The 22,788-nt window shown below is 62.6% G+C and carries 29 protein-coding genes and 1 tRNA gene; 7 read left to right on the top strand and 23 right to left on the bottom strand.

Going from position 1 to position 22,788, the window contains the following annotated elements:
• Window positions 1-32: 32 nt before the first annotated feature.
• Entirely contained in the window at window positions 33-1,007 is a 975-nt protein-coding gene (locus F8O09_RS05565) for a LysR family transcriptional regulator ArgP (protein WP_225732882.1), read from the bottom strand.
• Window positions 1,008-1,080: 73 nt separating this feature from the next.
• Here F8O09_RS05565 and F8O09_RS05560 point away from each other — a divergent pair, with 73 nt between their 5' ends.
• The 5 genes from F8O09_RS05560 (at window position 1,081) to F8O09_RS05540 (ending at window position 4,320) form a co-directional block, all read left to right on the top strand.
• Window positions 1,081-1,746, top strand: coding sequence for a LysE/ArgO family amino acid transporter (locus tag F8O09_RS05560; RefSeq protein WP_158054223.1), 666 nt, complete (start codon window positions 1,081-1,083; stop codon window positions 1,744-1,746).
• A 70-nt stretch (window positions 1,747-1,816) separates the two neighbouring features.
• Window positions 1,817-1,904: transfer RNA gene (locus F8O09_RS05555), tRNA-Ser, on the top strand.
• Between the two features lie 302 nt (window positions 1,905-2,206).
• A complete protein-coding gene (locus F8O09_RS05550; RefSeq protein WP_225732925.1) occupies window positions 2,207-3,187 on the top strand; it encodes a tyrosine-type recombinase/integrase in 981 nt (326 codons plus the stop codon).
• Window positions 3,184-3,375: a hypothetical protein gene (locus F8O09_RS05545; protein WP_158054221.1), complete on the top strand. Its 192-nt coding sequence runs from the start codon at window positions 3,184-3,186 to the stop codon at window positions 3,373-3,375. Before F8O09_RS05550 ends, F8O09_RS05545 begins: the two co-directional genes overlap by 4 nt.
• A 51-nt stretch (window positions 3,376-3,426) precedes the next feature.
• Window positions 3,427-4,320, top strand: coding sequence for a GAF domain-containing protein (locus F8O09_RS05540; protein ID WP_158054220.1), 894 nt, complete (start codon window positions 3,427-3,429; stop codon window positions 4,318-4,320).
• A 246-nt stretch (window positions 4,321-4,566) separates the two neighbouring features.
• Here the strand turns inward: F8O09_RS05540 and F8O09_RS05535 are convergent, their stop codons facing one another.
• The 11 genes from F8O09_RS05535 to F8O09_RS05485 form a co-directional block, all read right to left on the bottom strand.
• The gene (locus F8O09_RS05535; protein ID WP_158054219.1) at window positions 4,567-4,794 is read right to left on the bottom strand and encodes a hypothetical protein; all 228 of its coding nucleotides are present in this window, start codon (window positions 4,792-4,794) and stop codon (window positions 4,567-4,569) included.
• Window positions 4,795-4,880: 86 nt separating this feature from the next.
• Window positions 4,881-5,072, bottom strand: coding sequence for a hypothetical protein (locus tag F8O09_RS05530; protein ID WP_158054218.1), 192 nt, complete (start codon window positions 5,070-5,072; stop codon window positions 4,881-4,883).
• 1 nt (window position 5,073) lies between these two features.
• Window positions 5,074-5,457 carry a hypothetical protein gene (locus tag F8O09_RS05525; protein WP_158054217.1) on the bottom strand — a complete coding sequence of 128 codons (384 nt, stop codon included), beginning with the start codon at window positions 5,455-5,457 and terminating at the stop codon, window positions 5,074-5,076.
• Window positions 5,454-6,389, bottom strand: coding sequence for an N-acetylmuramoyl-L-alanine amidase (locus F8O09_RS05520; protein ID WP_158054216.1), 936 nt, complete (start codon window positions 6,387-6,389; stop codon window positions 5,454-5,456). The genes F8O09_RS05525 and F8O09_RS05520 overlap by 4 nt, the downstream gene beginning before the upstream one ends.
• A 39-nt stretch (window positions 6,390-6,428) precedes the next feature.
• Window positions 6,429-6,683 (bottom strand): hypothetical protein, encoded by a 255-nt coding sequence (locus F8O09_RS05515; RefSeq protein ID WP_158054215.1) that lies wholly within the window; start codon window positions 6,681-6,683, stop codon window positions 6,429-6,431.
• Window positions 6,670-7,152, bottom strand: coding sequence for a hypothetical protein (locus F8O09_RS05510; RefSeq protein WP_158054214.1), 483 nt, complete (start codon window positions 7,150-7,152; stop codon window positions 6,670-6,672). The genes F8O09_RS05515 and F8O09_RS05510 overlap by 14 nt, the downstream gene beginning before the upstream one ends.
• Window positions 7,122-9,188, bottom strand: a complete 2,067-nt coding sequence (locus F8O09_RS05505; protein WP_158054213.1) for a hypothetical protein — start codon at window positions 9,186-9,188, stop codon at window positions 7,122-7,124. Before F8O09_RS05505 ends, F8O09_RS05510 begins: the two co-directional genes overlap by 31 nt.
• A 3-nt stretch (window positions 9,189-9,191) precedes the next feature.
• Window positions 9,192-10,226, bottom strand: a complete 1,035-nt coding sequence (locus F8O09_RS05500) for a hypothetical protein (RefSeq protein ID WP_158054212.1) — start codon at window positions 10,224-10,226, stop codon at window positions 9,192-9,194.
• Between the two features lie 12 nt (window positions 10,227-10,238).
• Window positions 10,239-11,099 (bottom strand): hypothetical protein, encoded by an 861-nt coding sequence (locus F8O09_RS05495; protein ID WP_192497569.1) that lies wholly within the window; start codon window positions 11,097-11,099, stop codon window positions 10,239-10,241.
• Window positions 11,100-11,148: 49 nt separating this feature from the next.
• Window positions 11,149-12,411, bottom strand: coding sequence for a hypothetical protein (locus F8O09_RS05490; RefSeq protein WP_158054210.1), 1,263 nt, complete (start codon window positions 12,409-12,411; stop codon window positions 11,149-11,151).
• On the bottom strand, window positions 12,324-13,223 hold the full coding sequence (locus F8O09_RS05485; protein WP_158054209.1) for a hypothetical protein: 900 nt from the start codon (window positions 13,221-13,223) through the stop codon (window positions 12,324-12,326). Before F8O09_RS05485 ends, F8O09_RS05490 begins: the two co-directional genes overlap by 88 nt.
• 76 nt (window positions 13,224-13,299) lie before the next feature.
• On the opposite strand from F8O09_RS05485, the gene F8O09_RS05480 reads away from it, so the two are divergent.
• Entirely contained in the window at window positions 13,300-13,491 is a 192-nt protein-coding gene (locus tag F8O09_RS05480) for a hypothetical protein (protein ID WP_158054208.1), read from the top strand.
• Here F8O09_RS05480 and F8O09_RS05475 read toward each other — a convergent pair.
• The 3 genes from F8O09_RS05475 to F8O09_RS05465 are packed head-to-tail and all read right to left on the bottom strand — an operon-like array spanning window position 13,481 to window position 18,316.
• Entirely contained in the window at window positions 13,481-13,768 is a 288-nt protein-coding gene (locus F8O09_RS05475) for a hypothetical protein (protein WP_158054207.1), read from the bottom strand. The two genes, F8O09_RS05480 and F8O09_RS05475, sit on opposite strands and share 11 nt — an antisense overlap.
• A gap of 19 nt (window positions 13,769-13,787) precedes the next feature.
• A complete protein-coding gene (locus F8O09_RS05470) occupies window positions 13,788-14,642 on the bottom strand; it encodes a phage tail family protein (RefSeq protein ID WP_158054206.1) in 855 nt (284 codons plus the stop codon).
• The gene (locus F8O09_RS05465) at window positions 14,639-18,316 is read right to left on the bottom strand and encodes a tape measure protein (RefSeq protein ID WP_158054205.1); all 3,678 of its coding nucleotides are present in this window, start codon (window positions 18,314-18,316) and stop codon (window positions 14,639-14,641) included. Before F8O09_RS05465 ends, F8O09_RS05470 begins: the two co-directional genes overlap by 4 nt.
• On the opposite strand from F8O09_RS05465, the gene F8O09_RS05460 reads away from it, so the two are divergent.
• Complete coding sequence (locus F8O09_RS05460) at window positions 18,315-18,680, top strand: hypothetical protein (RefSeq protein ID WP_158054204.1); 366 nt, start codon at window positions 18,315-18,317, stop codon at window positions 18,678-18,680. The two genes, F8O09_RS05465 and F8O09_RS05460, sit on opposite strands and share 2 nt — an antisense overlap.
• A 156-nt stretch (window positions 18,681-18,836) precedes the next feature.
• Here the strand turns inward: F8O09_RS05460 and F8O09_RS05455 are convergent, their stop codons facing one another.
• The 8 genes from F8O09_RS05455 to F8O09_RS05420 all read right to left on the bottom strand — a co-directional run bounded on the left by F8O09_RS05455 (window position 18,837) and on the right by F8O09_RS05420 (window position 22,787).
• The gene (locus F8O09_RS05455; protein WP_158054203.1) at window positions 18,837-19,328 is read right to left on the bottom strand and encodes a hypothetical protein; all 492 of its coding nucleotides are present in this window, start codon (window positions 19,326-19,328) and stop codon (window positions 18,837-18,839) included.
• A gap of 91 nt (window positions 19,329-19,419) precedes the next feature.
• Window positions 19,420-19,917 (bottom strand): phage tail tube protein, encoded by a 498-nt coding sequence (locus F8O09_RS05450; protein ID WP_158054202.1) that lies wholly within the window; start codon window positions 19,915-19,917, stop codon window positions 19,420-19,422.
• 29 nt (window positions 19,918-19,946) lie between these two features.
• On the bottom strand, window positions 19,947-20,396 hold the full coding sequence (locus tag F8O09_RS05445) for a minor capsid protein (protein ID WP_158054201.1): 450 nt from the start codon (window positions 20,394-20,396) through the stop codon (window positions 19,947-19,949).
• Window positions 20,393-20,746 (bottom strand): hypothetical protein, encoded by a 354-nt coding sequence (locus tag F8O09_RS05440; protein ID WP_158054200.1) that lies wholly within the window; start codon window positions 20,744-20,746, stop codon window positions 20,393-20,395. Before F8O09_RS05440 ends, F8O09_RS05445 begins: the two co-directional genes overlap by 4 nt.
• 9 nt (window positions 20,747-20,755) lie before the next feature.
• Window positions 20,756-21,082 carry a hypothetical protein gene (locus F8O09_RS05435; protein ID WP_158054199.1) on the bottom strand — a complete coding sequence of 109 codons (327 nt, stop codon included), beginning with the start codon at window positions 21,080-21,082 and terminating at the stop codon, window positions 20,756-20,758.
• On the bottom strand, window positions 21,079-21,480 hold the full coding sequence (locus F8O09_RS05430; protein ID WP_158054198.1) for a hypothetical protein: 402 nt from the start codon (window positions 21,478-21,480) through the stop codon (window positions 21,079-21,081). The genes F8O09_RS05435 and F8O09_RS05430 overlap by 4 nt, the downstream gene beginning before the upstream one ends.
• An 18-nt stretch (window positions 21,481-21,498) precedes the next feature.
• A complete protein-coding gene (locus tag F8O09_RS05425; RefSeq protein WP_158054197.1) occupies window positions 21,499-21,795 on the bottom strand; it encodes a hypothetical protein in 297 nt (98 codons plus the stop codon).
• Between the two features lie 5 nt (window positions 21,796-21,800).
• Window positions 21,801-22,787, bottom strand: coding sequence for a major capsid protein (locus F8O09_RS05420; protein WP_158054196.1), 987 nt, complete (start codon window positions 22,785-22,787; stop codon window positions 21,801-21,803).
• Window position 22,788 lies beyond the last annotated feature (1 nt).

Raw genomic sequence — 22,788 nt, 5'->3', positions numbered from 1 at the left:
ACACGGAGCGGTCTGGGGCGTTCCTGTCTGCGCTACTCGTTGCGCAGCAGGCTCTGCGCGGCGTGTGCCACGACAGTTTCGCTGAGCAGCTCCAACGCATCGGAGGGCAGCTTCCATCGCTGCCAGTGCAGCGGCACGTGCACTGCAGAACCGGGCATGAGCTCGACGAGTCGGCCCGCGCGCAGCCACTCGTCGGCCTGCTGATCTGGGAGCAGACCCCAGCCGAGACCGAGCACGATGGCGTCGCCGAAGTCCTGCGCGGCGGGAACATAATGGCTCGGTGGCTGGGCGGCCTTGCCCAGCACTGAGTCGAGATAGCGCTGCTGCAGCATGTCGGAGCGGTCGAAGTTGATCATCGGTGCGAGCCGGCGCAGGGGCCAGCCGAGCGGGCTGCCGGCTGTCTCGTCGTCTGGCTCTCGACACCATCGCTCGTAGAAGCCGGGCGAGGACACCGCCCGGTAGCGCATCATTCCGAGAGGCGTGCTCGTGCAGCCCTGCACCGGTTTCGCCGTCGTCGTGATGGCCGCCATCACCTCGCCTCGACGCAGCAGTCGAGTGGCGAGCTCCTCGTCTTCTCGGCGGATGTCATACACCGCGTCGATCCGATCGCGAGTCGCGGCCAGCGCACCAAGGAACCAGGTCGCGAGACTGTCTCCGTTCGCCGCGATCGGAATGGTGATCGTCAGGCTCGAGGCCGCATCACCCGCGTCCCCGTCGCCGCGGTGGGCCGCAGTCGGGCCGCCGCCGTCGAGGCGGAGCGCACGCGCTGCATCTGCGCTGACCAGCAGCAGCTGACGGGCGTAGCGCAGGGCCACCCGGCCCGCCTGCGTCGGCACGACCGGGGTGGTGCGCTGGACGAGCACGCTGCCGACCGCCTCTTCCATCGCATGGATGCGCTGCGAGACTGCCGAGGGAGTCACATGCAGAGAGCGGGCCGCGCGTTCGAAGCTGCCCTCGTCGACGAGAGCGACGAGGGTGGCGGCGTGGTCGAGCTGAAAGGACATCATGTATGAAGAGTATCTAATGCAGGTTTAGATAGATTAGCTGGACTTGATCTACGGCTCGGGTGACGATCGAAGCATGCAAAACTCACTCCTGCTCTCCTCGGCGCTCGGCCTGATGACCGGTCTCTCGCTGATCGTCGCGATCGGCAGCCAGAACGCCTATCTGCTGCGACTGGGGGTGACCGCGAGTCGGTCGGTGATGCTGCCGGTCGTCACCGTGTGCGCCCTGTCGGATGCGGTGCTGATCATCGCGGGTGTGGCCGGGGTCGGCGCGTTGGTGCAGTCGCTGCCGGTGGTGATGACGGTGATTCGTGCGGTCGGTGCGGCGTTCCTGATCGGGTACGGGGTGCTCGCGGCGAAGCGGGCGCTGAAACCGACGGCGATGGCCGTCGATGCCGGGACAGCGACAGGTGCTGGCGACACCGATGCCGAGACGGACGCAGGCCGCGGTCGCCGCTCGCTGATCTCGGTGCTGCTCACCGTGCTGGCGTTCACCTGGCTGAATCCGCACGTCTACATCGACACCGTGGTGCTGCTCGGCTCGCTCGCGCAGCACCAGACGCACCCGTGGTGGTGGGCCGCTGGGGCGATCCTGTCGAGCTTCGTCTGGTTCTACGCGCTCGGGTTCGGTGCGCGGATGCTGCGGCCGCTCTTCGCGAAGCCGAGGGCCTGGCAGATCCTGGACATCTGTATCGCCGTCATCATGTTCGCGCTGGGGCTGCGGCTGCTGCTCGGGTTCTGAGATCGTCTCTGCCGACTGTGCTCCCCGGACGGATTTGGCGAGTCGGTCCGACTCCGCTATATTTGCTTGCGGTGACGTGTCTGAGCGGCCGAAAGTGCATCACTCGAAATGATGTGTAGGGCAACCTACCGCGGGTTCAAATCCCGCCGTCACCGCCAGTAATACCGGGGCTTGTAAGGGTCTCGGTTGAAAAGTTGGGAACCGGCGTTGAAAGATGTCGGTGGTTGAGGCCATGCTGAGAGGCATGGCCTCAATTCGTTCCTACGCCCGAAAAGACGGCACCACCACGTGGCGGGTGCTGTGGCGCGACCCCGTCACGAAGCGACAGCGCTCCGAGACATTCCCCACCGAGCGCGACGCGACCACGTACCGGCAGCTGCTCGACGCGAATGGACAGTCGCTCACCCTCGCAGTCGAGACGCTGCGCCGCACGAACGCCACGAAGCCGACGGTGGCGAAGATGATCGAGCGGCACATCAATTCCCTGACACGCCCCACGGACGGGACAGTGGACGGCTACCGGGCGCTCGCCCGCGACCACCTGCTCGGGCAGCTCGGCGCGCTCCTCGTCGAGGATGTGACCGCCGACCATATCGTCGAGTGGGTGCAGTGGGAGCGGGGGAGGGGCAAGTCAGCGAAGACCATTCACAACGCGAAAGGTCTGCTGTCGTCGGCATTCAAGACGGCGATTCGGTGCGGCTGGCGTGCGGACAACCCGTGCGATCAGGTGGAGCTGCAGCGCGATCAGCGTGGCGGCCGCCGGGCGACGTTCCTGACCCGGCCGGAATTCGACCTGCTGCTCGAGCACGTGCCCGAGTATTACCAGCCGCTGACGCGCTTCCTGGTGGAGTCGGGGCTGCGATACAGCGAGGCGTCGGCGCTGAACGTCTCTGACCTGGACATGTCGGGGAGCGTGCCGATCGTGCACGTGACGAAAGCGTGGACGCGCAGCGTCCGTCGCCGTAACATCATCGGCCCGCCGAAGAACGATCAGTCGGTGCGTGACGTGTCGATTCGTGTCGAGCTCGCTGAGGAACTGGTCGCCGTGGAGCGGCGCTCGCACTGGCTGTTCGAGAACAAGTGGGCGGGGCCGTTGCGGAACACGAACTTTCACCAGGCGGCGTGGCAGCAGGCCGTGCAGGGCGCACAGGCGGAGGGGTTGGGGAAGTGCCCGCGGCCGCATGACCTGCGGCACACGCATGCGTCGTGGCTGATCCAGGCTGGCGTGCCTCTGTATGTGGTGTCGAGGCGGCTGGGCCACGCTGACATCCGCACGACGACACGCATCTACGGCCATCTGATGCCGCAGGCTCAGCAGGATGCTGTGGATGCGCTCGAGCGGATTATGGGCCCTGACAGCGTTGTCACTTCTCCCAAAGCCCTGCCAAAGAACGGCTTATCCACAGCCCCACTGGCGCGCTCTGTCAGACTGCTCTCATGATGATTGATCCTGCTGTGGAGGCCGCGCACACTGATGACGAGATCGCGGAGCTGGAGGAGCGGCTGGCTTGGCTGCGCAGATACAGGGCGCTGTGTGTCGGCGGGCCGGTGAGCCTGGAGGAGTGGGAGCAGCGGGTGGCGATGGTCGAGGGAGTAATTCAGTGCCGGTATGGACAGCAAGACGACTAGGATGAATGGCTGATAGTTCTGCTTAGCTTGTTGGGGGTGTGTGTGCCTGGGATGACTAATGGAACCCAGGCGATGCGGGATCGAGTCAAGCGCTGGGTTGATGCGTGGTTTCCCCGTATATGGTGGCTGCCTGATGTAGTTGCAAGCGTTTTAGGCATAGTTTCAACGTTGTTGCTCACTTTGTTCGGCGCTGACACCACAAACATGCTACTGTTGGTTTTTGGAGTAGTGTGTGCTGTAGTCGGGCTGGTCGTCAAAATCCTTCAAATGGGCAACTATCGCCAGGCTGAGATTACGGCCAAAGAAAAGGCTGACCAGGAACTATCCAATGCCATCAAGGCCAAAGATGCAGAGATTGAGAAGGCCACACAGGAGGCAGTGAGTCTCCAAGCTGCGCTCAAAGCGGCATTCCTTCCAGTCGTTCATGACCTTCGGTATCTGGCTGCGTGCAAGTCAAATAAACGCGAGGCGAAGCTTGTCCAGCTGGTGGGTACAGCGCTTGGGATGGCGCCTATGCTGATCACTTCTGCAGAAAAGTACCGAATGGTCGTGTACCGTCGAGAGTCAGGCTCAGGGCTGAAAACAAAACTGGTCGTCATGAACTACTTCGCGCCGCCAGGGAACGGTCGAGACGAAGAGCCTCGACCGTTTATATCTGGCGATGGCGGTCGGGGTGACAAGGTGCTTGCTTGGCTTGCCAAAGCCCACAAGCCGAAGTTCATCGGGAACGTGGCTGATGAAACCGACCCCGACTGGCAAGGGTCTGGCAACGGGTATGCGACATACATCTCGGCACCTCTGAAGCACGAAGATCGCGTCTACGGCATGCTGACGGTCGATTCAGCTGAGCCTGGTGACCTCGACCCGACTGACGAACGTGTCATGAGACTGCTCGCAGGGCTCATCACAGTTGGGTTTCAGATTCGGAACGGCACTGAAAAATAAGGGCCAATGTCACACGCAGCCACTAGTGTGGAAGAACGAGGAAGGGAGTGGACATGAGGAAGACTAAAAAGGTTGTAGCGCAACCTTCGAAGCGCGTGACTCTCTCAGAGGAAGCCCGTCGCCAGCAGGCTGAAGCTCGCCAAGAAGCGGAATGGCTGGTACGTGGTGAGGCTCAGCGCCGAGACACGCTGCGTAATCGCGCCAAACTGTCAGCATGTTGAACGAAGTGCCCGTTTCACTAGACCACTAGAGCCTCTTCGCCCAGTCTTTCGGCCGGTACGCGCGGCCTCTCCACCTACTGCCGCCGGCCGACGTCTTGCGCAGCTCGACCCGCCAACCCTCGGGGAGCATTGCCCGCTGTACGTCCGAGACACGGCGTGCACGAATCACCCAGCGTCCGATCAACACACCGCTGTGGCTGATCTCGAGCCGCATCACCCCGCCGCTGTAGTCCCCCGTCGCGTCTGCCTGCATGAGACCAGAGTGACACCACCCCCTGACATGCAGAAAGCGCCCCCGGCCAGCCAGTGAGGCCAGTCGGGGGCGGTACTGTACGGCGGTCAGTCGGCGGTGATGGTGGAGCCTTCGTCGACCTCGGTGTATTTCAGCGACTGCGACACGTCAGCCGTTGGGTAGACGGTGACGATCTCGGTGTCGGTGAGGACGAGCGTCTTGTCACCCGAGATCGCGGTCTGTGTGCCGGTCGGGTGCAGGTGCAGCACCCCGTCATTGCCCTTGATTGCGATGGCCATGTCAGTTCTCCTTCGTGGGGTCTGCGGCCGCCTGGTAGGTGGCGGGCTCGGCCGCAGGCTCTGGGGTGGTGTCTGTGGTGTCGCCAATGAGGTCTGCGATCGTGGCCACGTCGTGCGAGTGGTCGACCGCGGGCTCGACGTCAGGCAGGGTTTTGTTCGTGTTGGTGGCTGCGACGATCCCGACCGCACCACCGAGGAACGTGAACACCGCCAACGCGACTTTCAGCCAGCCGGGCTGTGCGTGCTCCAGTGTGGCGTAGGCGACTTGCACGGCGCCGAGGCTGATGCCAGCGGCGGTGTACGCCCAGTAGACGGCCTGTCGTGCTTTCGCCGGCAGGCTGTTGTAGACGGCCCCGGACTCGTTCGTGGGCGTGGTGACGGTCATGCGTTCTCCTTCGTGGTGAGAGTGATGGACAGTCCTTTGAGGGCGTCCGTGATCTGGGCTTTGACCTGCTCTGCGATCTGCCCCGTGTTCATGGCTTCGATGGTCTGGCCGAGGGCGGTCACAGCTGCGGCGACCTGGTCGACCTTCGCCTCGGTGTCCCTCGCACGCTTGTCAATCCAGGCGAGACGGTCGCCGACCGTGCCGTTGATGCCGTCGGCGTCCTTGATGCTCGTGCCCAGGATCGTGCCCGGCAGCGCCTTGACGAGCCCCTGTGTCCAGAGCCCGTCGGCGTGCGTGTAGCCGAGCACCTGCCAGGCGGGCATGTTGTCTTTCCCGTAGATGCCGTTCTGGCCGATCTTCCAGTCCCAAATGTCTGTCACTGATGGCATGTCGTCTCCGATCTGTTGTCCGTTCATGGCCTGCATGAGCAGGTCGCGGGGGTAGTTGTTTCCGGGGTCCCAATGATTGGTGCCGCCGAGCACCCGGCTGATGTCGGCATGCGTGCAGAAACCGGCCGGGGTGCCGTAGCGTGCGGCGCGGATCTGCTCATCCGTGGCCCACCGGATAGGAATGCCGTAGCGGGCGGCGTCCGCACGGCAGACCGAGGCGAGGTTCGCCAACTGTGCTCGACCCGTGGCAGTCAGCCAGTCTGACCGGGAGTAGGCGGCGTACCCGGTCTGCTCGTAGCCGAGGGTGAACGCGTTCGCGTTCGGCCCGGCATGCCATGCTTTCCGGTTCGTCGGCACACACTGGATGACCTCGTCAGGGCCGACACAGTAGTGCGCGGACGCGGTGTTGATCCCGGCGAAGTACTTGGCAATGCCACGTGCCCGGCCCACTTGCAGCGGGTTCTCCATGGAATGGATCACCAGCAGGGAGGGGCGGCCGTTGTTGAGCAGCGCCCCCATCCCGCCGGCCTGTATGTAGTCCAAGATGGTCTCCTTAACTGGAAAGACCCCGCATCTGCGGGGTCAGTAGTTGTCCGGGTAGTCGGGCGGTGGCGGTGGGTCGCCGCGAGAAATGTGCGCCCGCAGCTCCTCGGCGTAGTCGCTACGGCGACGCATGCGCGCCCACAGCTGATCGTTCTTCGCTTCGAGGCGTTCGACGTCGTCGCGTTTCCGGCGCTCCCGGCCGGTCAGCCACGTGGCAGCGGCTTGCACCCCAGGAATGAACAGCCCGCCGATGAGCAGGGTGATGATCGTCTTCACAATCTCAGTGACGTCCACGTGACCTCGGTTCGTAGTTGTAGGCCCAGATCATGGTCAGCCGCAGCACCCAGAGCAGCGCGAACCCGAGGATCATGCCGATCTGTGTGACCCTGCTGCCCTCTGAGGTGATGTGCAGGTAGCAGACCACGGTCAGGTAGACGAGTAGCCCGCCACCGATACAGGCGAGCGCCAGACGCTCGTACTGCCACCAACCGCCGAACACCGACCCTGCGCCGACCGCGCCGCCCACGATGAACAGCAGCGACCAGACCGCAGTCAGTTCGTCTCCGATCTCCCCGACGATCGTGCGCGGCGGCCACATGAGGGTGAGCACCCCCGTAACGAGCGCCAGCCAATACGCGCACCAGTAGACGATCTTGACGTTGCGCGGCTCACGGATCTCGTCCCACCGGTGACGCAACCACCGTGTCGCGGCGAGGATGCCGCGCAGTGCGGTCATAGTGGCCACCGCAAATTGCTCAGCCAATTAATACCGTCTAGGATGATCCAGTTCGCGGGCGACCCGGTCATGATCGCGTCCACGGTGATCACCCCGCTCGTGGCGATCTTGAGCCTCACGAGTGAGCCGCCAGACGCTGCCAGACCATATGCATCCTTCGCTGGCAGCAGGTCTTTGCCGCTTGGAACGGTGCCAACCACCCAGCCGACGGCCCAGTTACTAGACGACTGCGCCACCCCGTAGAGCGCCACATTCTGCCGGTCACGCACCACCGTGGGCACCCCGCCGAATCCTGCTGCTGTGTTCGACCCAAGAGGAAGAGCCACCTGAGTATTTTCGAGGTGCCAGGCATCGTTGAAGTACACGTACTCGCGCATGAAGTACTGGCCTTCGGAAGCGAGGGCGCGCCGACCCTCGTAGTTCGCGCCGCCTGTCGGTGGAGAGTCCAGCGACAGATAAGGGACGACTCTTTCTACCTCCGGTTGCAGGTCCGTGCGCCGTACTTTCAGCGGCATGTCCAGCGTCTTCTCAGAGAACACGGTGTCATCTCCGATAAAGAAACTGCTGCCACCGACAGAAACATCAATGCCCTTGCTGCTCAACCCGTTGCCGTAATAGCGGGTGCTAGCCGAGAGCGAAGAAGGCGTTTCGTCAGCGCTGGAGTTGAAGAACGCGATCGTGCCACGCTCGGTCTGATCATCCGACGATGTCGAAATTTCGACACGGTTGCCGGTTGCCCCGGTGCGGAGTGTGCCCGTGATGTTCGCGTTCACGAGCGTGGCGGTGCCAGTGGTGGCGTCGAGGTCGATAGTGACCTGCCCGGAACTGTTCCACATGCGGATGCGGTCGCCGTTCAAGATGGTGCGGCCTTGCGAGTCGGCGAACCCGATGTTGAGAATCTTCGCGTTCATCGCGTCGGTGACGTTCAGCTTCGGGGTGGTGATCCCCCCGTCAGCGATCAGCGTGGTGCCGATCGAACCGGGGACAATAATCTGCCCGGCCATGAGCGTATACGTCGACCATGCGGTGCCGTTACTGATTTTCACCGCGATGACCCGGCCGGACGAGTCGAGCTGCAACCAGATGCGGCCTTCCTGTTGGCCCGGATCGGTGGCGGTGGCTTTGATCAAGCCCTTGGCGGCTGCGTCGGCGAGGTTCGCCACCGACAGAGCGTTCGCGGCATCCGTGTTCGCTGCGTTCGCCGAAGTCTGGGCATTGTCTGCCGCTGTTTTCGCCGCAGCTGCCGCGTCTAGTGCAGTCTTGGCTTCCGTGATGTCTTTCACACTGAGGTTGGTGACGTACCACCCGACAGCGGTCGAACCAGAACTGTTGATCTGCATGAACACACGCACGTTGGTGGAACCGGCGGGGATAGTGATGTCCCCGCTGATTCGCGCCCATGCGGTGGACGCATCGGCAGGCAGGACACCTGCGATGGTTGGCCACGAAGTGTTGCCCGCAGCACTCTTGACAATGAAACCGATGGTTGCTTTCGCTGTGGCTGTGCTGTCGGCGATGAGGTCAGCACTCAACCGGTACGTGGTTGGTTTCGCGTAGTTGCGTATGGTGAGGTTCAGGTAAGAACCTCGTCCATTCAAGCGTCCATACGTGGTTGCAGGACCGGGGGGCGTGACTGGTGCTCCGGTCGCGTTGATAGTGATCCCGGTTGGCTTGTCTGAGCCAGTACTGAAATTTGGGTCAGTGACCCACTCAGGTGCCGCAGCGAGTGCTGCGTCGGCTTGTGCTTGGGCAGCAGACGCCGCTGTGCCAGCCGCCACAGCCTTGTTGTATGCCTGTTTCGCCGCCTCGTACGATGACGATTTCGACACCGGCGTGTAATCGAACGTTCCATCGGTAAACACCGTCACGTCGACTGTGTAGAGGGTGTTGGTGGAGCCCTCAGTGTAGGCCGGCTCTGAGGTGACCCACGGAGATGGTGCGGGCACCGCAGTCGGCTGTGAGGGTGCCGCCGCTGTGGATGCTTGCATCAGGTAGTAGCGTGCCGTCGAGGCCACATCAGTGACCGTTGAGAGCGTCACATCATCGCGTGCCTTGACTGCCATAGTTCAGCCCTCCAATGTTGCCGTGTAAGTCGCTTTCGACGTGACCTGGCCGGCGTCGATGGTCAGGGTCTGCCCGGTCGCCGTCGCGGTCGTTGACCCGTCCTTGTACCACTTGATCGTGCCGAGCGCGGTCAGTGCACTGCCGGTGACTTCTGCCCCCGCCTTGTAGACGTGCGCGGTCAGTACCGTTTCGATGCTGCTGTTCTTGAAGATGAAGCCCTGTGATGAGGTGATTGCAATGGTCAGTGCATCCGCCCCGTCTGAGCCATCGGTACCCACATAGGTGACCGAGTAGCCGGTCGACGTTGTTGAGTCCGTGTACGTGGTTACCGTGCGGGTCCACAAGTAAGACCCTTTGGCTACTGCTGGCACGGAGGACGCCCACGTGCCAGTCGGTACGGTCGTGCCTGATGCTCCAGACTGGTAGGTGACTGCAGCAGAGCTCACCCCTTTGCCCGCAGTACCGGCTGCCCCTGTCGCTCCGGCCATACCGACCGCGTAGGCTGTGACTGTCGAAGAGTCCGTGTAGGTGAACACTGTGCGCGTCCACAGGTACTGCGACGCAGTGACCGCGGGGACCGTCGACGACCAGGTGCCGGTCGGGGCTGTGGTGCCCGACGAGGATGCCTGATAGGTGACGGCCGTCGAGGAGATGCCTTTACCCGCGGTGCCGGTCGAGCCTGTGAATGCGATCGAGTACGAGAACGTTTTGTTGATCACGATGTCGTCACCGATGTGCACGGGGATGGTCAGGTTCCCACCCGCCGTGACCGACGTGGCCACGGTGATCGTCAGCGTGGGTGCCGTCGCGTCAGAGTTCTTCGTTACCGTCACGCCAGCCGGGGCGGTGATCTCAGACAGGACCACCGATGCAGCCACCTGAGCAGCTCCCAGCATAGCGATGATCTGTGTCGTGGTCGAACCAGCTTTCGCCGCCGATGTGGTGCCCGGGAACGCGTATGCCTCCGAGGTGAGGATCACCGAATATGCGTCGGTGACGTCGACGACGGTGACCTGGTCTGCTGCCTTTTGTGCCATGAGCTGCTGCCCCTAATCTGTTTGAAGAATGCACTGAAAAACGGTTTTGGTGTCCACGTCGGCTGACGTGATGGTGAAAGCGAACCCGCCCTGCGACAGGCGAGAATCTGCGACGGAGATGGTGCCCCAGTCGGTGTCGTCGATGCGTTTCCACTGCCATTCGAGGTACGCACTCTGCCCGAACGTTTCACGTAGCGTGACAATGTCGGTGATGATCAGGTCGGCGTACATGACCGTCACTGTCAACACCGTGGAGACTTGACTGTTCTTGAATACCAGGCCGCGTGAGGAGTCGATGTGCATCACCGCCTGGCGTCCATCCAAAGCGGTCTGTGACTGTGTGAGGGCTTTCACCGCATCCTCGGCAGCCTGCTCGGCTACGTCCTGTGCTTCCTGCGCCGACCCCGGCACATCCTCCACCGCGACCGACACCATGCCGGAAGGGTCCGAGACGTTCGGGGCACCCTCCAGGGCCTCGTCGTGCGCATTGTCGAACGAGCGCAGCCGAACCTGGTAGTCGCCCGGAGCGACCGCAATCGGCACAGACCCTGCAGCGACCAGTGTGCGGTCTTCCTCGGCCCAGTCGCCGGTGCCCTTGACCTCGACGATGATGCCCGCGAAGTCAGGCGGGGTCGCCTCGACAGAGTTCTGCCAGCCACCATCCCAGGCGACCACCAGTACACCCGCACTGCCGTCACAGGCAGGCGCAGACGGGATCGGCGGTGGGGTCGTGTCGCCGATGAACGGCACGATGCCTTTCGCGCCGGTCTGTTCGCCGATCGCAGTCTTCGTGCCATCCTCCGAATGAAACACAGCCGTGCCGGACGAGGCACCAGCCTTGTCCACCGCCAGCCCCTTGAGGTCACTGATCACATCAGTGACAGACCCGTTGATTGACACTTTCCGCACCATGGCGGCCTCCTCACATCATCGGAATCGGGTCGAACGTGAGTTTCACGTTGCCCGTCTCGTCGCCCTCCATCTGCTGAATGCGCAGGTCAAGGGTCCTGGTGCCGAAATCGGCTGAGTCATGGGTCGTCACCTTCGCTTGGTCGCCCGGCCAGAAGGTTCCCAACGGCTCCGCACCGTCAGCACGGACGGTCAGGGTCGGCCCCTCCAACGCGGTCGCGCACAGCGCCGAGCGGGCATGAGCTCTGACCAGGTCGTCGGACGTCCACTGCGAGTCGGAGATGACCGTCTCCAGCAGCGGCATGAACTGCGGGATGCTGGTGCCGACGCGGGTCACACGGGTGCCCTCATCCTGCCCGTCACCCACCCCATACACCCGGTGGGCAATGTAATCCGCCGTGAATTTCGACTGGACACGGCCGGTACCCTCCGACCCTTCTTCCCAGTCGTGCACCACGGACTGGCCGATATACGGGTCACGATCCGTGCCCGTGTGCATGTGCCACCCGTAATGCTGCGAGTCGACCACCTCGGGCCGGAAATCAATGTCAGGCCCGTACGTGCCGGCCACCGAGTCGCCGCCGACGTTCGCGATCTTCGACAGCACATCCGCACACATCAGATTCGCCACGTTGTAGCCGTTGTACGTGCGCTGATGGTCAGCGTTGTCGGCCGCCGTCTCGTCAGGGTCGAAGCTGATCGGCAGGCCACCGTTCGGTTTCGCCAGCGCCTGCTGCACGACACGCTTCGCGATCGTCCCCAGCGACAGGCCACGATACGACAGGGTCGCGCGGGCAGAGAAAGCCTCCGGCACCACAGCACGACGCGCCAGGATCGCCGTCACCCCGCCCACCGTCACCCCGAGCCCGTCGTCACCGAACGTTGGCGTGCCCGTGAACGGACCCATGACGACCGGCACACCATCCCAGCAGAGCGCCGCACCCGTCATCAGTGGCATCAGATTGTGAGCCAGCTCACGCCGCCACCCCGCCTTGGTCATGTCGACCACCCCGAGACTGTGCAGCCCGTCATACGGCAGTGTGATCGACGACACCGCCTGCGCGGAATCACCCTCGTGCGGGGCGTCCATTTTTCCGTCCCGCACAGACCGCGACCAGGTGAGCGGCACCACAGGGAGATCCCCCAACCGCAGCCCATCCATCGTGCGGACAGCCTCCAGGGTGAAGCTCACTTTGCGACACCCAGGTGTGTCACCACGAACCGGCGGCCAATAGCCGCACCCGCCCCGTAGTGATACCAAGCCGTCCAGCCCCACGCCATCTTCGTTGCATACGATACTGAGTGTGGACCGGCCGGCAACTCCAGCTCGACCGACATGTATTTCGTCTCCCAGACCGTGGAGTAGCCGATCTCCGTCTGAAACACGGCCTGCCCGTCAACATTGAAGTTGAAATTGATACTGCCCTTGTTCGGGTCGTCGACGGATGATCCGCCCTGCCGTGATGACAGGCACATCCACATTTCCAGGCGCACCCTGGAATCGACCGGCAGGTAGAACGACCCGTTGCCCTCGGTGTGCCACGTGGTGGTCGATTCGTCGGCTTTCCCGTCGTATGCATTGACTGCGCTGTGCAGCACTCCGAGACTTGCCCCGTACGGGATCGCATAGTTGACCGACCCTGACACGGTCGCCTGTGACGTCTTCGACGCGCCCTGCGGCACGAGGAATGTGCGCAGCTCGACAGCCCCCGTCGGGATGGTCGGCTTCGACGGTGTCGACGCCGCGGCACCCTTGGTGACGCCGAGCACCACGTCGGCATTCGCGTCACCCTGCGACGGGTCATTGGGCTTCGCCCACACCACGTCAATGCGTGACCCCGACGACGGGCCAGCGTCCGTGGTCACGCTCCCGGCAGGCACCAGAAACTCGACCACACCGTAGCTTGTGCCCCGTGAAGCGACCGCCGTACCAGCCGCAACGTTGTAGGTCAGCCCGGACGACGACGTGGACACCCCGGCACCACCGATCACCCCGTGCGACGCCCAATGAGACGACACGATCTTGCGCATATCCGATGCCGACGTGCCGTTACCAGACCCGTCCGCGACAGGAAAACCAATAGACATGAGCACTCCTTAAATGCGAAACCCCGCACGATGGCGGGGCAGAATGGAGAAGTTGATTGAGAGGGGGTGATTACAAATGGCAATCAAACAAGCAGGTAACCTCGTTCACACAGACCTCGGCAAGAACGTCGTAGTGAAAGAAGCCAACGAAGACCGCAACAGCGGTATCCTCAAAAGCGTGTCTCACACCAGCCTTGGGGTGCAGGTGAGAGTCGATAACGCAACGCTCACAGTGAAGCCAGATACGGTCGTCGAGTTCAGCGACTGACCGCAGCCGCTGCTGTCGCCTGAGCCAGATCCGCTCGGGCGGCAGCAGCCTCCGCCACGCTCTCTGCCATGGCGGCCTGTGCTTCCACCGCTTCGAGGCGCGCCAGAATATTCGGGGCATCCGGGTGCTGGATAGCCTGCCACTCGTTGTCATCGTCCACGGCGATCACACGGTCACCCGCGAGAAGAATCAGTGTGCCGTCGTCTCTCGTGGCCGAGTGATCGGCCTCCGCGAACTCCTTGGTGCTGCCATCTTTGAAAGTGATTCGTCTGCTCATGTTTTTCTCCTTCGTTTGCTTAGAGCCACACGTCTTGCATGGTCACTTCGGCCCAGCCGTTGCCTGTGGTGTGCGGCAGGAATGAGATACCGAGGTCACCGCCGGCAGGCACTGTGAACCACTCCCGCGACGACAGCAGCGCGGACTTGTTCACCCCGTTGGCTTTCACCGTGCGCCTGCCAGGCCGACAATCGAACGTCACCGGGGAGCCCGACAGGACAGGGCCGTCGAACACCAACGACCGGCCCAGCGAGTCCATGAGGGTGACGCCCTGCGGGAAGTTCCCATGCACAGTGATCACCGGGCCACCCGCCGCGTTCCCGGCGTTGTAGACAATGCCGCTGTTACCGTCCAGGCCACCGTCACCCCAGTCCAGCGGCCACTTCAGCCCCGCACCAGACGTGCCCCACGCGAGGCCGCCACGAGACGACGCCTGCGACTGCAGAAACAGTGTCTGAATCGCCGTGGAATACAGGTAGGGGTCTTCACAGACCAGCTTCGCACCCCACTTCGTTTGCACCGGGTTGAGCTGGTCGGGGCGGGCCACGTCTAGGATGCCCTCGCAGTACAGGTCGCGGCCCTGCCCGACGAACCGGACCCGCACATGCTGTTCTGGTCGCTGTTCGAGCTCGGTGATGCGCGCCTCCATGTCGTCGAGCGATTCGGCCATCGTCCAGCCGGTCACACCGACCGTGCGCTGACCGCGACGCACATCGTCGTCACGGACGCGCCATGACCCGTGACCCACCGTCTTCGCAGACAGTTTCGTGTCGTTCGGCGCCATGTTCAGCAAGTCGCTGGTCACGAAATGGTGGCCGAGCTTGCCGTCCATGTCACCCGAAATGCGCACATCGTCAACGTAAAGTTCAGTCACCTGAGCACACTCCCTGCCTCTTGACGCAACCGGATAGCCGCCTGCTGTTGTACGCCTCGGGTAACCTCTGATGCTTGCTGGCTGGCCACCACACGCATCACCGCTTTGATCGGCTCGCCGTCGACGAACATTTGCACGGTGGCATTGTTGAGCACCGAGAGCACGTCAACAGATGCAGCAGGCGCGGTGCCGCCGTTGCCGCCGGCCGTGCCGCCAACAGCTAGGCGCTGCGGGTCGAGCCCTTGGTTGATGCGTTTCAGCAGTCCCCGGTGCTTGGATGCGTACGGCTCCTGGACGACTTCCTCACCCCGCGAAAGGCGCACCAGAATCGAATCCGACTTAGAAGTGCCCGCACCAAACACGGTGCCGTCCCACAGGCCACCATTCAGACCGGGTACAGACCCGCCTGACGCGAACGCCGGGACGGTACCGCCAGTAGCGAAACCCACGGTGCCGCCATTAGCCTTGGGGCCGTCACCGCCGCCGATCCAGTTGACCACCACGTTCTTGACGATGCTCCCCAACGACTTGATGCCATTCCATGCGTCATAGAAGTTGTCGGTGTTGCCGTCGATCCACGCGGTCTTCTCAGGGTCTTTCGCACGCTGCACGTCGCCGATCTTCGCCCACGCATCAGAGTTGTTACCCCACACGTAGGCGGTCTTCGGGTCGACCTGTTTCATGTTCACGCCGTCGATCTTCGAATACGCTTCCATCGCATCCGCAGGAATCTTCAACAGCTTGTCAGGCACCGCGGTGCCGTTGATCGTCTGGATCTTGTTCGCCGCATCCGCATCATCACCCCAGATCCATAGGGTCTTTCCGGGGGTCTGTGCGCCGTTGATCTCGTCGATCTTGTTCCAACCGTCCTGGTTATCACCAGTGACTACGAACGTCTTGTCATCGACCTTCGTGACGTTCACCCCGTCAATGCCCTCGTAGGCTTTCGCCGTGTCCGAGTCGACCACAAGCTTCTTGTCGGGCAGTCCGAGCTTGTTCAGGGCATCCACAGACTGCTGCGTCCACTGGATCGTGCCATCGTCTGACACCTTGAACGACTTATCTTTCAGTTCGGTGCCGTTCGCTTTCTGTACAGCATCAGCAACCTTGCCCGCTGAATCAGCAGTCAATCCAAGCTGGTCAGCCATCCTTGCGGCCTCATCAGAGTTCTTACCCATCGCTTCGGCAGCTTTGATATACGCATCACGGCCTTCGACGAGTTTCGCGGACGCGTCTGCTTGATTGCCAGTGGTCTGGTAGATTGCCGCAGCAGCAACTTGTGCTTTCTGTGCGATCGCATCAAGGGCATCGCCGTTCTTTCGACCAGCGGCCGAGTTATCATCCAGGGTTGCCCCGTTATCGCGAATAGACTGTGTCGCTTGATCGACTGCTTCCTTGAATTTACGGTTCGCGGCATTCAAGTCGAGTTGCTTCGACCCGAGACCTTTGATTGCGTCGGCGAATGCATCAGACGCTTCAGTTGCGCCATCAAACCCGCCCTGCAGCTCAGCTAACGCAGCTTTACCCTCGGCCATTTTCTGGTTGGCTTCAAGCTGTGCTTTCTGTGCACCGTCAAGAGATCCAGCTTGCTCTCGCATCTGGTCGGCAACAATCGCAGACGCAGCGGCAAGGTCTTGCGATGCCTCGTCGCCTTCACGCGCCCCAGCTGCCTGTGCATCCAGTTTGGCCAGCAAGTCGTCGTACGCCGGGCCGCCCGCAGTGATGGCCGAAGTAATGTCACTTATTGACGTTCCCGCAGCAGATGCAGCGTCGGAAAACGTACCGAACTTCGATGCGTTCGCAACAAGTTCGCCTGTGAAATCTTCCGTGTACCCACCAGCCTGCTGGATGGCGTCAGACCACTTCGACACGCCAGACGTCCAGTTGGACATCTCGACACTTTGTAACGAGCTTGAGATCTTCTTTGCTGTTGCAGACGTAACATCGCCGGCATCAGTCAGAGACCCTTTGAGCTCTTCGGTGGCCTGCTGTTGTTTTTTGGTTTTCTCAGCTGAAGCAGCGAACGCAGCTGTGACTGCAGTTACCGCGAGTGCAACACCGGCAATGGCAAGCCCGGTTGGGCCGCCGAACGCGGTCATAATAGAATCGCCGATGCCACGCATCGACGTCTTTACAGCCGCACCGGCCGCACCAAGCCGTGAAAGAGAGCCCTCAGCTTGGCCGTTGAACACCGCACCCTGATACAGCGTCTGTTGGTAGGCAATATTGTCGCGCATCGACGCCGCAAATGACTTGACGCCTTCAGTGACTGCGCTGAAACCTGACTGCACCGAAGGTGCAACGCGTTGCAGGGCCACAAACGCCGCTACGCCAGCCAACACGGGGGTCGGGATCTGAGACAGCATTCCTACCAGTGGAGACACAACACCTGTCAGTGCACCAATTCCAGATGCGGCGGCAGGAACTGCTACGTTCAGTCCGTCAGCCAACAGTGTTGTCACACTCTGAACGGGTTTGATCAGTGGAGAGAATGCCCCCACAAGCCCAATCAGTGAGGAACGTAGTTCCGGTGAGGCGACCGCAAGCCCGACCACGGCCGTGGTCAAGGGGTTCAGCTTGGCAAGGTACTGTCCGATGATTGGAATGCCGCCGAGCATGTTTGCGGAAAGTCCGCCCCATGCGCCAGCTGCAAGTCCGACCGCAGGGGCGTACCGCTGGATGACGTCCAAGAGCTTGTTTGCGTTGTCGGCATTGATTGCGCCAGCAGCGCTCTTCACCTTGTCTAGGCCGCTATCGACGGCTTTGAGCGCAGGGACTGCGCGGAGCATGAGGGCATCGACCACGCCAGCCGTGTTGCCCCGGACCACCTGCAGAATGTCTGCGACCTTGTTGCCCCATGTGACAGCTACGCCGCCGCCAGCCTGCGAAATCCACGGTTGCGCGAGGGCCGCGCCGATCTCACGGGTTGCAGCCTTGATCCGGTCGACGGTGCCCGACCATGTCTGCTTCACGTTCGCTGATGCGCCAGCAAACTTGGTGGCCATGCCCTGTGTGAGAGCATCCAGCGCTTGGTTGGCGTCCAGTTTGCCTTTCGAGATCATGGTGCGAATCTCGTTGCCGGTCTTCCCCATGGAAGAACCGATCATGTCGGCGGCGTTCACGCCACGCTGCCCGAACTGGTTCAGGTCTTCGGCGGTGATCTTCCCGGCCGCCTGAATCTGCGACATGACGAAGATCAGCTCGGACAACGTCTGGCCACTGCCACCCGCCGCGGCCACAGCGTTCTGCAGGGCGTCCAGGCGGGGGATCACCTTGTCGGTGGCGGTGCCAAAGGACAGCATCTGCTGCTGCCCCTTGATGAAGATGTCTTTGCCGAACGGGCTGTTCTTCGCGAACGCGTCCAACTTGTCCATCTGAGCGTTCACAGCTTCAGACGAGCCGAGAATCGTCTTGAGCGCGGCACGTGACGTCTGCTGCAGCGTGTTGTAGGCGAGCCCCGTCTTCAGCGTGTTCACCGTCCACACACCGACCGCCGCGGCCACAGTGTTGGCGACACCAATACCAGCCTTGAGTGTCCCGCCGACGACAGACCCCACCTTGGAAGAAGCAGCCTCGAGCAGACTCATCTTGCCTTTAGCGCGATCCACGCCGCCGTTGAACTGGGCGTCATCCAGCGTGAGTTTTGCGTTCAGTTCGCCGACAGACAAAGCCATGACACAGCCTCCTGATAAGGTTCAGAGCATGAAAAGGGGATTAGTCGCAGCGGGCATTGCCCTGGCTGTACTGGGAGTGATCGTCGGCTTCTTGCCGCAGTCGGTGAAAACGGTGAACTGTGGTTCGTTGTTCGCTGCGGACAAACGCTCGGCTTATGTGTCTGACCTCGGGTCCACACTGACGGGCAGTTATGGTGTCACCGACAGGGTGGGGGAGTGCGCTGACAAGCGGCAGGCCATGATTCTGCCCGTAGTGCTTTTGATCGGGGGTGGTGTCGCGCTTACCGTGACTGGTTTCGTTGTTGAATCTCGGCAGAAACCAGAGACCCTTCAACAGCAGACAAGTGAAGCACCAACGGCATGAGCCATGACCAACGGTGCGTGCCCATATCTGTCTCAGTGTCGAACCTGTAGAACCTCATAAGGTCGATTGACACAAGATCCCAGTTTTCAACGACCCAAGGCCAGAACAAATCCGGTTTGCTATCTGCTTCCTGTTGCGAGTGGCCCTGGATGGCGGCTACGACCTCCGGCGGGTAAACGTAGCGGGGATATCTTCCGTCGGCGTCGGGCGTGCCAACTCCCCACTGGGCAATGTCTGCGACTGTCCAAACGCCGTCAACCCTGACAGGTCGAACAGTTCCAGTAGTGCTTTTGGGTAGTCTTCATCCTCCAAGAACTGTGCGACAAGTCGAGTGCTGCCGCCCTTTGCGTTCCACATGAGGGCAGAAATGTATGTGACCCGGCTCTCTTCATCTCGCAGGGACTGTACAGTGTCCCACGCTTCCGGGTTGCGCCCGAACGCCATCTGCATGATTTCGTCCGCTGATTCAGACAGTTTGTCAATGTCGATACCAAGCCCAGCCAAGGCTGTGCTGTTGAGCCAGTAGAGGTGTTGCAGCAGTTTGAGTCCGTCTTCGGCGTTCGCCGGTTTCACCACCACGTCAACGTGGTCTTCTTCGTCCCCGTGACGGATGATCAGGTTGCGGCCCTTGATGAATGCTGTAGCCATGGTTTGCCTTCCAAAGTTTTTGGGTGCCTTCCAGAAAGAGGGGAGCCGGGCGGGGGAGGGAAGGCAGTCTCAACCCCGCCCGGCGGTCTGGTTACTCGCCGAACGCAGGGTTGGCGATCGGCTTGAAATCGCCCTGACCCTTGCACTCGAACGACATGAACTCGATGGCGGCGTTGTCCGTGTTCTTACGCGACCAACCGACCGACGCGGTGCCCGCATAGGCGAGCTTCTTGATCTTCGTCGAGTAGATGCGGATCGGCACGACACTGCCCGAACCGATCGAATCTGCGGCCGCGATCAGAGTTTCGAGGGCCGGTTGAACGGCACCGTCGGTGCCGATGACAGGCTTCACGTCGAACTTGGGTGCGAAGTTCGTGGCCTGCTTTGTCTCCGACGTCTGCCCCTGGTTGGCGTACGTGGTGCCGTCAGCGGTCACGTCCGAACGCCCTGGGTCGATCCCGGTCACGTCAGGCAGGTTGGCGTAGGTGACAGTGCCACCCTCCGCCGCGGTGCCGATGTCGAGCATCCACTGGTAGGAGAGCCCTTCGGCCCCGGTGGACGGCCCCTGCTGGGTTACTGCTGGTGACATGGTGTTTCCTTTCGATGATGGTGAGTCGGTCACTGGTCGGTGACCGGGTGGGTCCAGCGCCCTCCGAGGAGCCGGAAGTTGAGTGTGTGCTCGTGCAGGTCGGTGGCGGTGTCTTTGCCCAGGTATGCGGTCGAGATGTGCTCGATGCCCGCGACGGTGACCGCCCCGAGGTGCACATCGGTGCGACGGTGCAGCAGGTCGCGGATGGCGTCGACCATGTCGAGGCTGGCGAGGTATGACTTGCTGACCCGTGTGGCAACCTGCATATACAGGGTGGTGGTCTGGGCTTCGCCGATCACCTCGTCGTAGGCGTTGAGCTTGATTGCTGTGGCAGGTGTCTTCGGCCATGTACCGAACACGATGCCGACGTCGGCGACCGCGTACCCGTCGGGCTTGTACACGCCGATGCCGTTGTCTGCGAGGAGTTGGGCGAGCCCATCGAGCACCTGCCTCGTGTAGGTGGGGATGCGTCCGGTCATCGGAGGTACCCCCGGATGGCTTCCGCGATGATCTGCGCGGTCTCCTGCTGTGAATCGTTGAATGGCCGCTCGAGGTATTTGGCGCCGGTGCCGGGCTCGGTGAAGTGCACGCCGGTCTCTTCGTGGCGGCGCACCGCGTAGACGGTGTCGTAGGACACGGTCGCTTCGAGGTTTCCGGCGCTGGCTTCGGTGACCTGTTGTGATCCGCGCAGGTCGCCGTCGAGCAGTGGAGTGAGGGGGAGCGCCTTGGCTGCAATGTTCTTCGCTGCACGGGTGAGGCCGGTCGCTGCTGCTGCCCGGAGGCGTGCCGAGCTGAAGTTGCCCGGCGTGAGACTGACGTTCAGACCCATGAGATCACCTCATTCGCAGTACAGGGTGGCGTGGTTCGGTGTGGCCGCCGAGTATTCGGCGCGGGCGGCGGCGATCACCTTCGTACGCCGCTCATGCTCGGTGCCAGCCCACAGAGTGATCTCCGAGCCCGGCGTGCACAGGTAGTTGAGTGGCACGGCCACCTGACAGGTCGAGGTGGTCTCGACGCCGTCCTTGTCGCGCACGATCATGACCTTGTCGACGATGAGCGCCCGTGGCACCGTGAGTGTCTGGAAGTTGTCGCCGTCGGGGCCGGAGCCCTCGTACAGGTGCTCGGTGACGAGGTTTCTGTGCGGCAGGTACCGGTCGATCCTCATCGGTGACTCACGATCATGGTGAGCAGGCCTGCCGCGTGCAGGATGCCGACGGCCTCGGGGGAGATGCGCACATCGTCGCTGCCGTCGCTGCTGCTGGCGCGCTTCGACAGGGTCACGTCGAGGATGCTGACTGAGTCGTAGAGCCCGGCAGCGCCAGATGGGTCGCCGTCGGCGGTCTCTACCCACCAGGCGGCCTGTGCGCAGGTGGCGTCGCGCAGCGTCTCGGCGATGTCGAGGTCGTCACTGTCGACAGCCACCCCGCGAGGGAGGTAGCCGTCGACAGTGAGGGAGGCACGGCGGAGCAGAGCGTTGAGCTTGGGCTCGGTGAATCCGTCGGGCAGGTCCTCGCCTGTGAAGTTGAGGTAGTCCTGCGCGACTGCGTGAGGCTGGTAGCTCATTGCCCTGCTCCTGTCGTGCTATTCGGCCGGTGCGGCCGGGACGAGTGCGGCGAGCAGCTCGTCCTTCTTCTTGGCGTCGCCGAGGTTGACGCCGTGCGCGGCCGCGTAGGCGGTCAGCTGTCCGACCGTCCACTTCTCCGACGGGTCGCCCTCGGGGAATGCAGGCTCTTCGGCCTCGTCCTGGACGACCGTGTAGCCCTGCCGGCGGAAGTAGGCGAGCGCGGCGAGGCTGTCGGTCTCGCCGATGCCGTTCTCGAATGCGACGCCTGCGACGTGGCCGGTGAAACCCTCGACGGGGGTTGCGATCTTCGCCATTTCGATCACCGCACCTTCACGCCGCGGAGCACCGCCGCCGCCTTGGTGGCACGCAGCTCGATGCCGATCGGGCCGAGCTCCACCTCGCCCTTCTTCACCGCGTTCGACGTGGTGAAGTCCGGCAGCCAGGTCTTCACGACGGTGCCGCCGATGGTGGTGACGCCGTAGAATCCGTCGGGGCCGACCCGGTACGCGTACAGGTCGGTCTTGCCACCGGTGGTGGGGATGATCGGGTCGTTCGACCCGGCCTTGTTCCCGGCGTCGACGAGGATGATGCCGTTGCCGATGGTCTGACGCACGATCGGGCGACCCGACGGGCCGTTCAGGCCGTCGACGGGCGACTCGACGAACTGGTTGGCGCGGCGTGCGGCGGCGCGCAGACGTGCGAGCACGTCACGGTTGCCGACGATGACGGTGGGTGTGCCGTCGAGCAGCGACAGGAAGTCGTCGAGCTGGTCGTAGATGCTGAACACCTTCTCCTGCGTGGACAGGTCAGCCCAGTCGTAGGTGCCGGTGCCGTCGGCGTTCACCTCGGTCGACGAGCCGGTGAGGGCCTTGTCGAGGCCGTCGAAGGCGTTCGCGTCGGTTGCGGTGTCGCCGTTGATGACGGCGTCCTGGAACTTCGTGGTGGTCGCCTTGATCTTCTGCAGGAGGTTGACCTGCACGGCGCCGGATGCGGCCGCGCCGAGCCCCGCGATGACGCGGTCGACTTCGAAGCTGCCGCCGAGCACGGCGAGGGCGCTCGACTTGATCTCGGTCTCGACGTTGCCGGGCGTGTACTCGCTGTTGAGCGCACGGAACGCCGAGGTCGGCTGAGTCTTCAGACGACGGTACGAGTGGCTCAGGACGCCGCCACCGCCGGACGTGGCGGAGACGACATCGTCGAACCCGAGAGTGTCGAGGATGGCGGATTCCTTGCGGAACTCGTCGATGACGTTCGCGTCGAGCGGGGTGAGGGTGTTGTTCTTGGCTTCTGCCAGGGAGACGGCCATG

The organism is Pseudoclavibacter sp. CFCC 11306, assembly GCF_008831235.1.
GTDB lineage: Bacteria > Actinomycetota > Actinomycetes > Actinomycetales > Microbacteriaceae > Pseudoclavibacter_A.
This window is presented reverse-complemented; position numbering and strand designations above follow the sequence as displayed.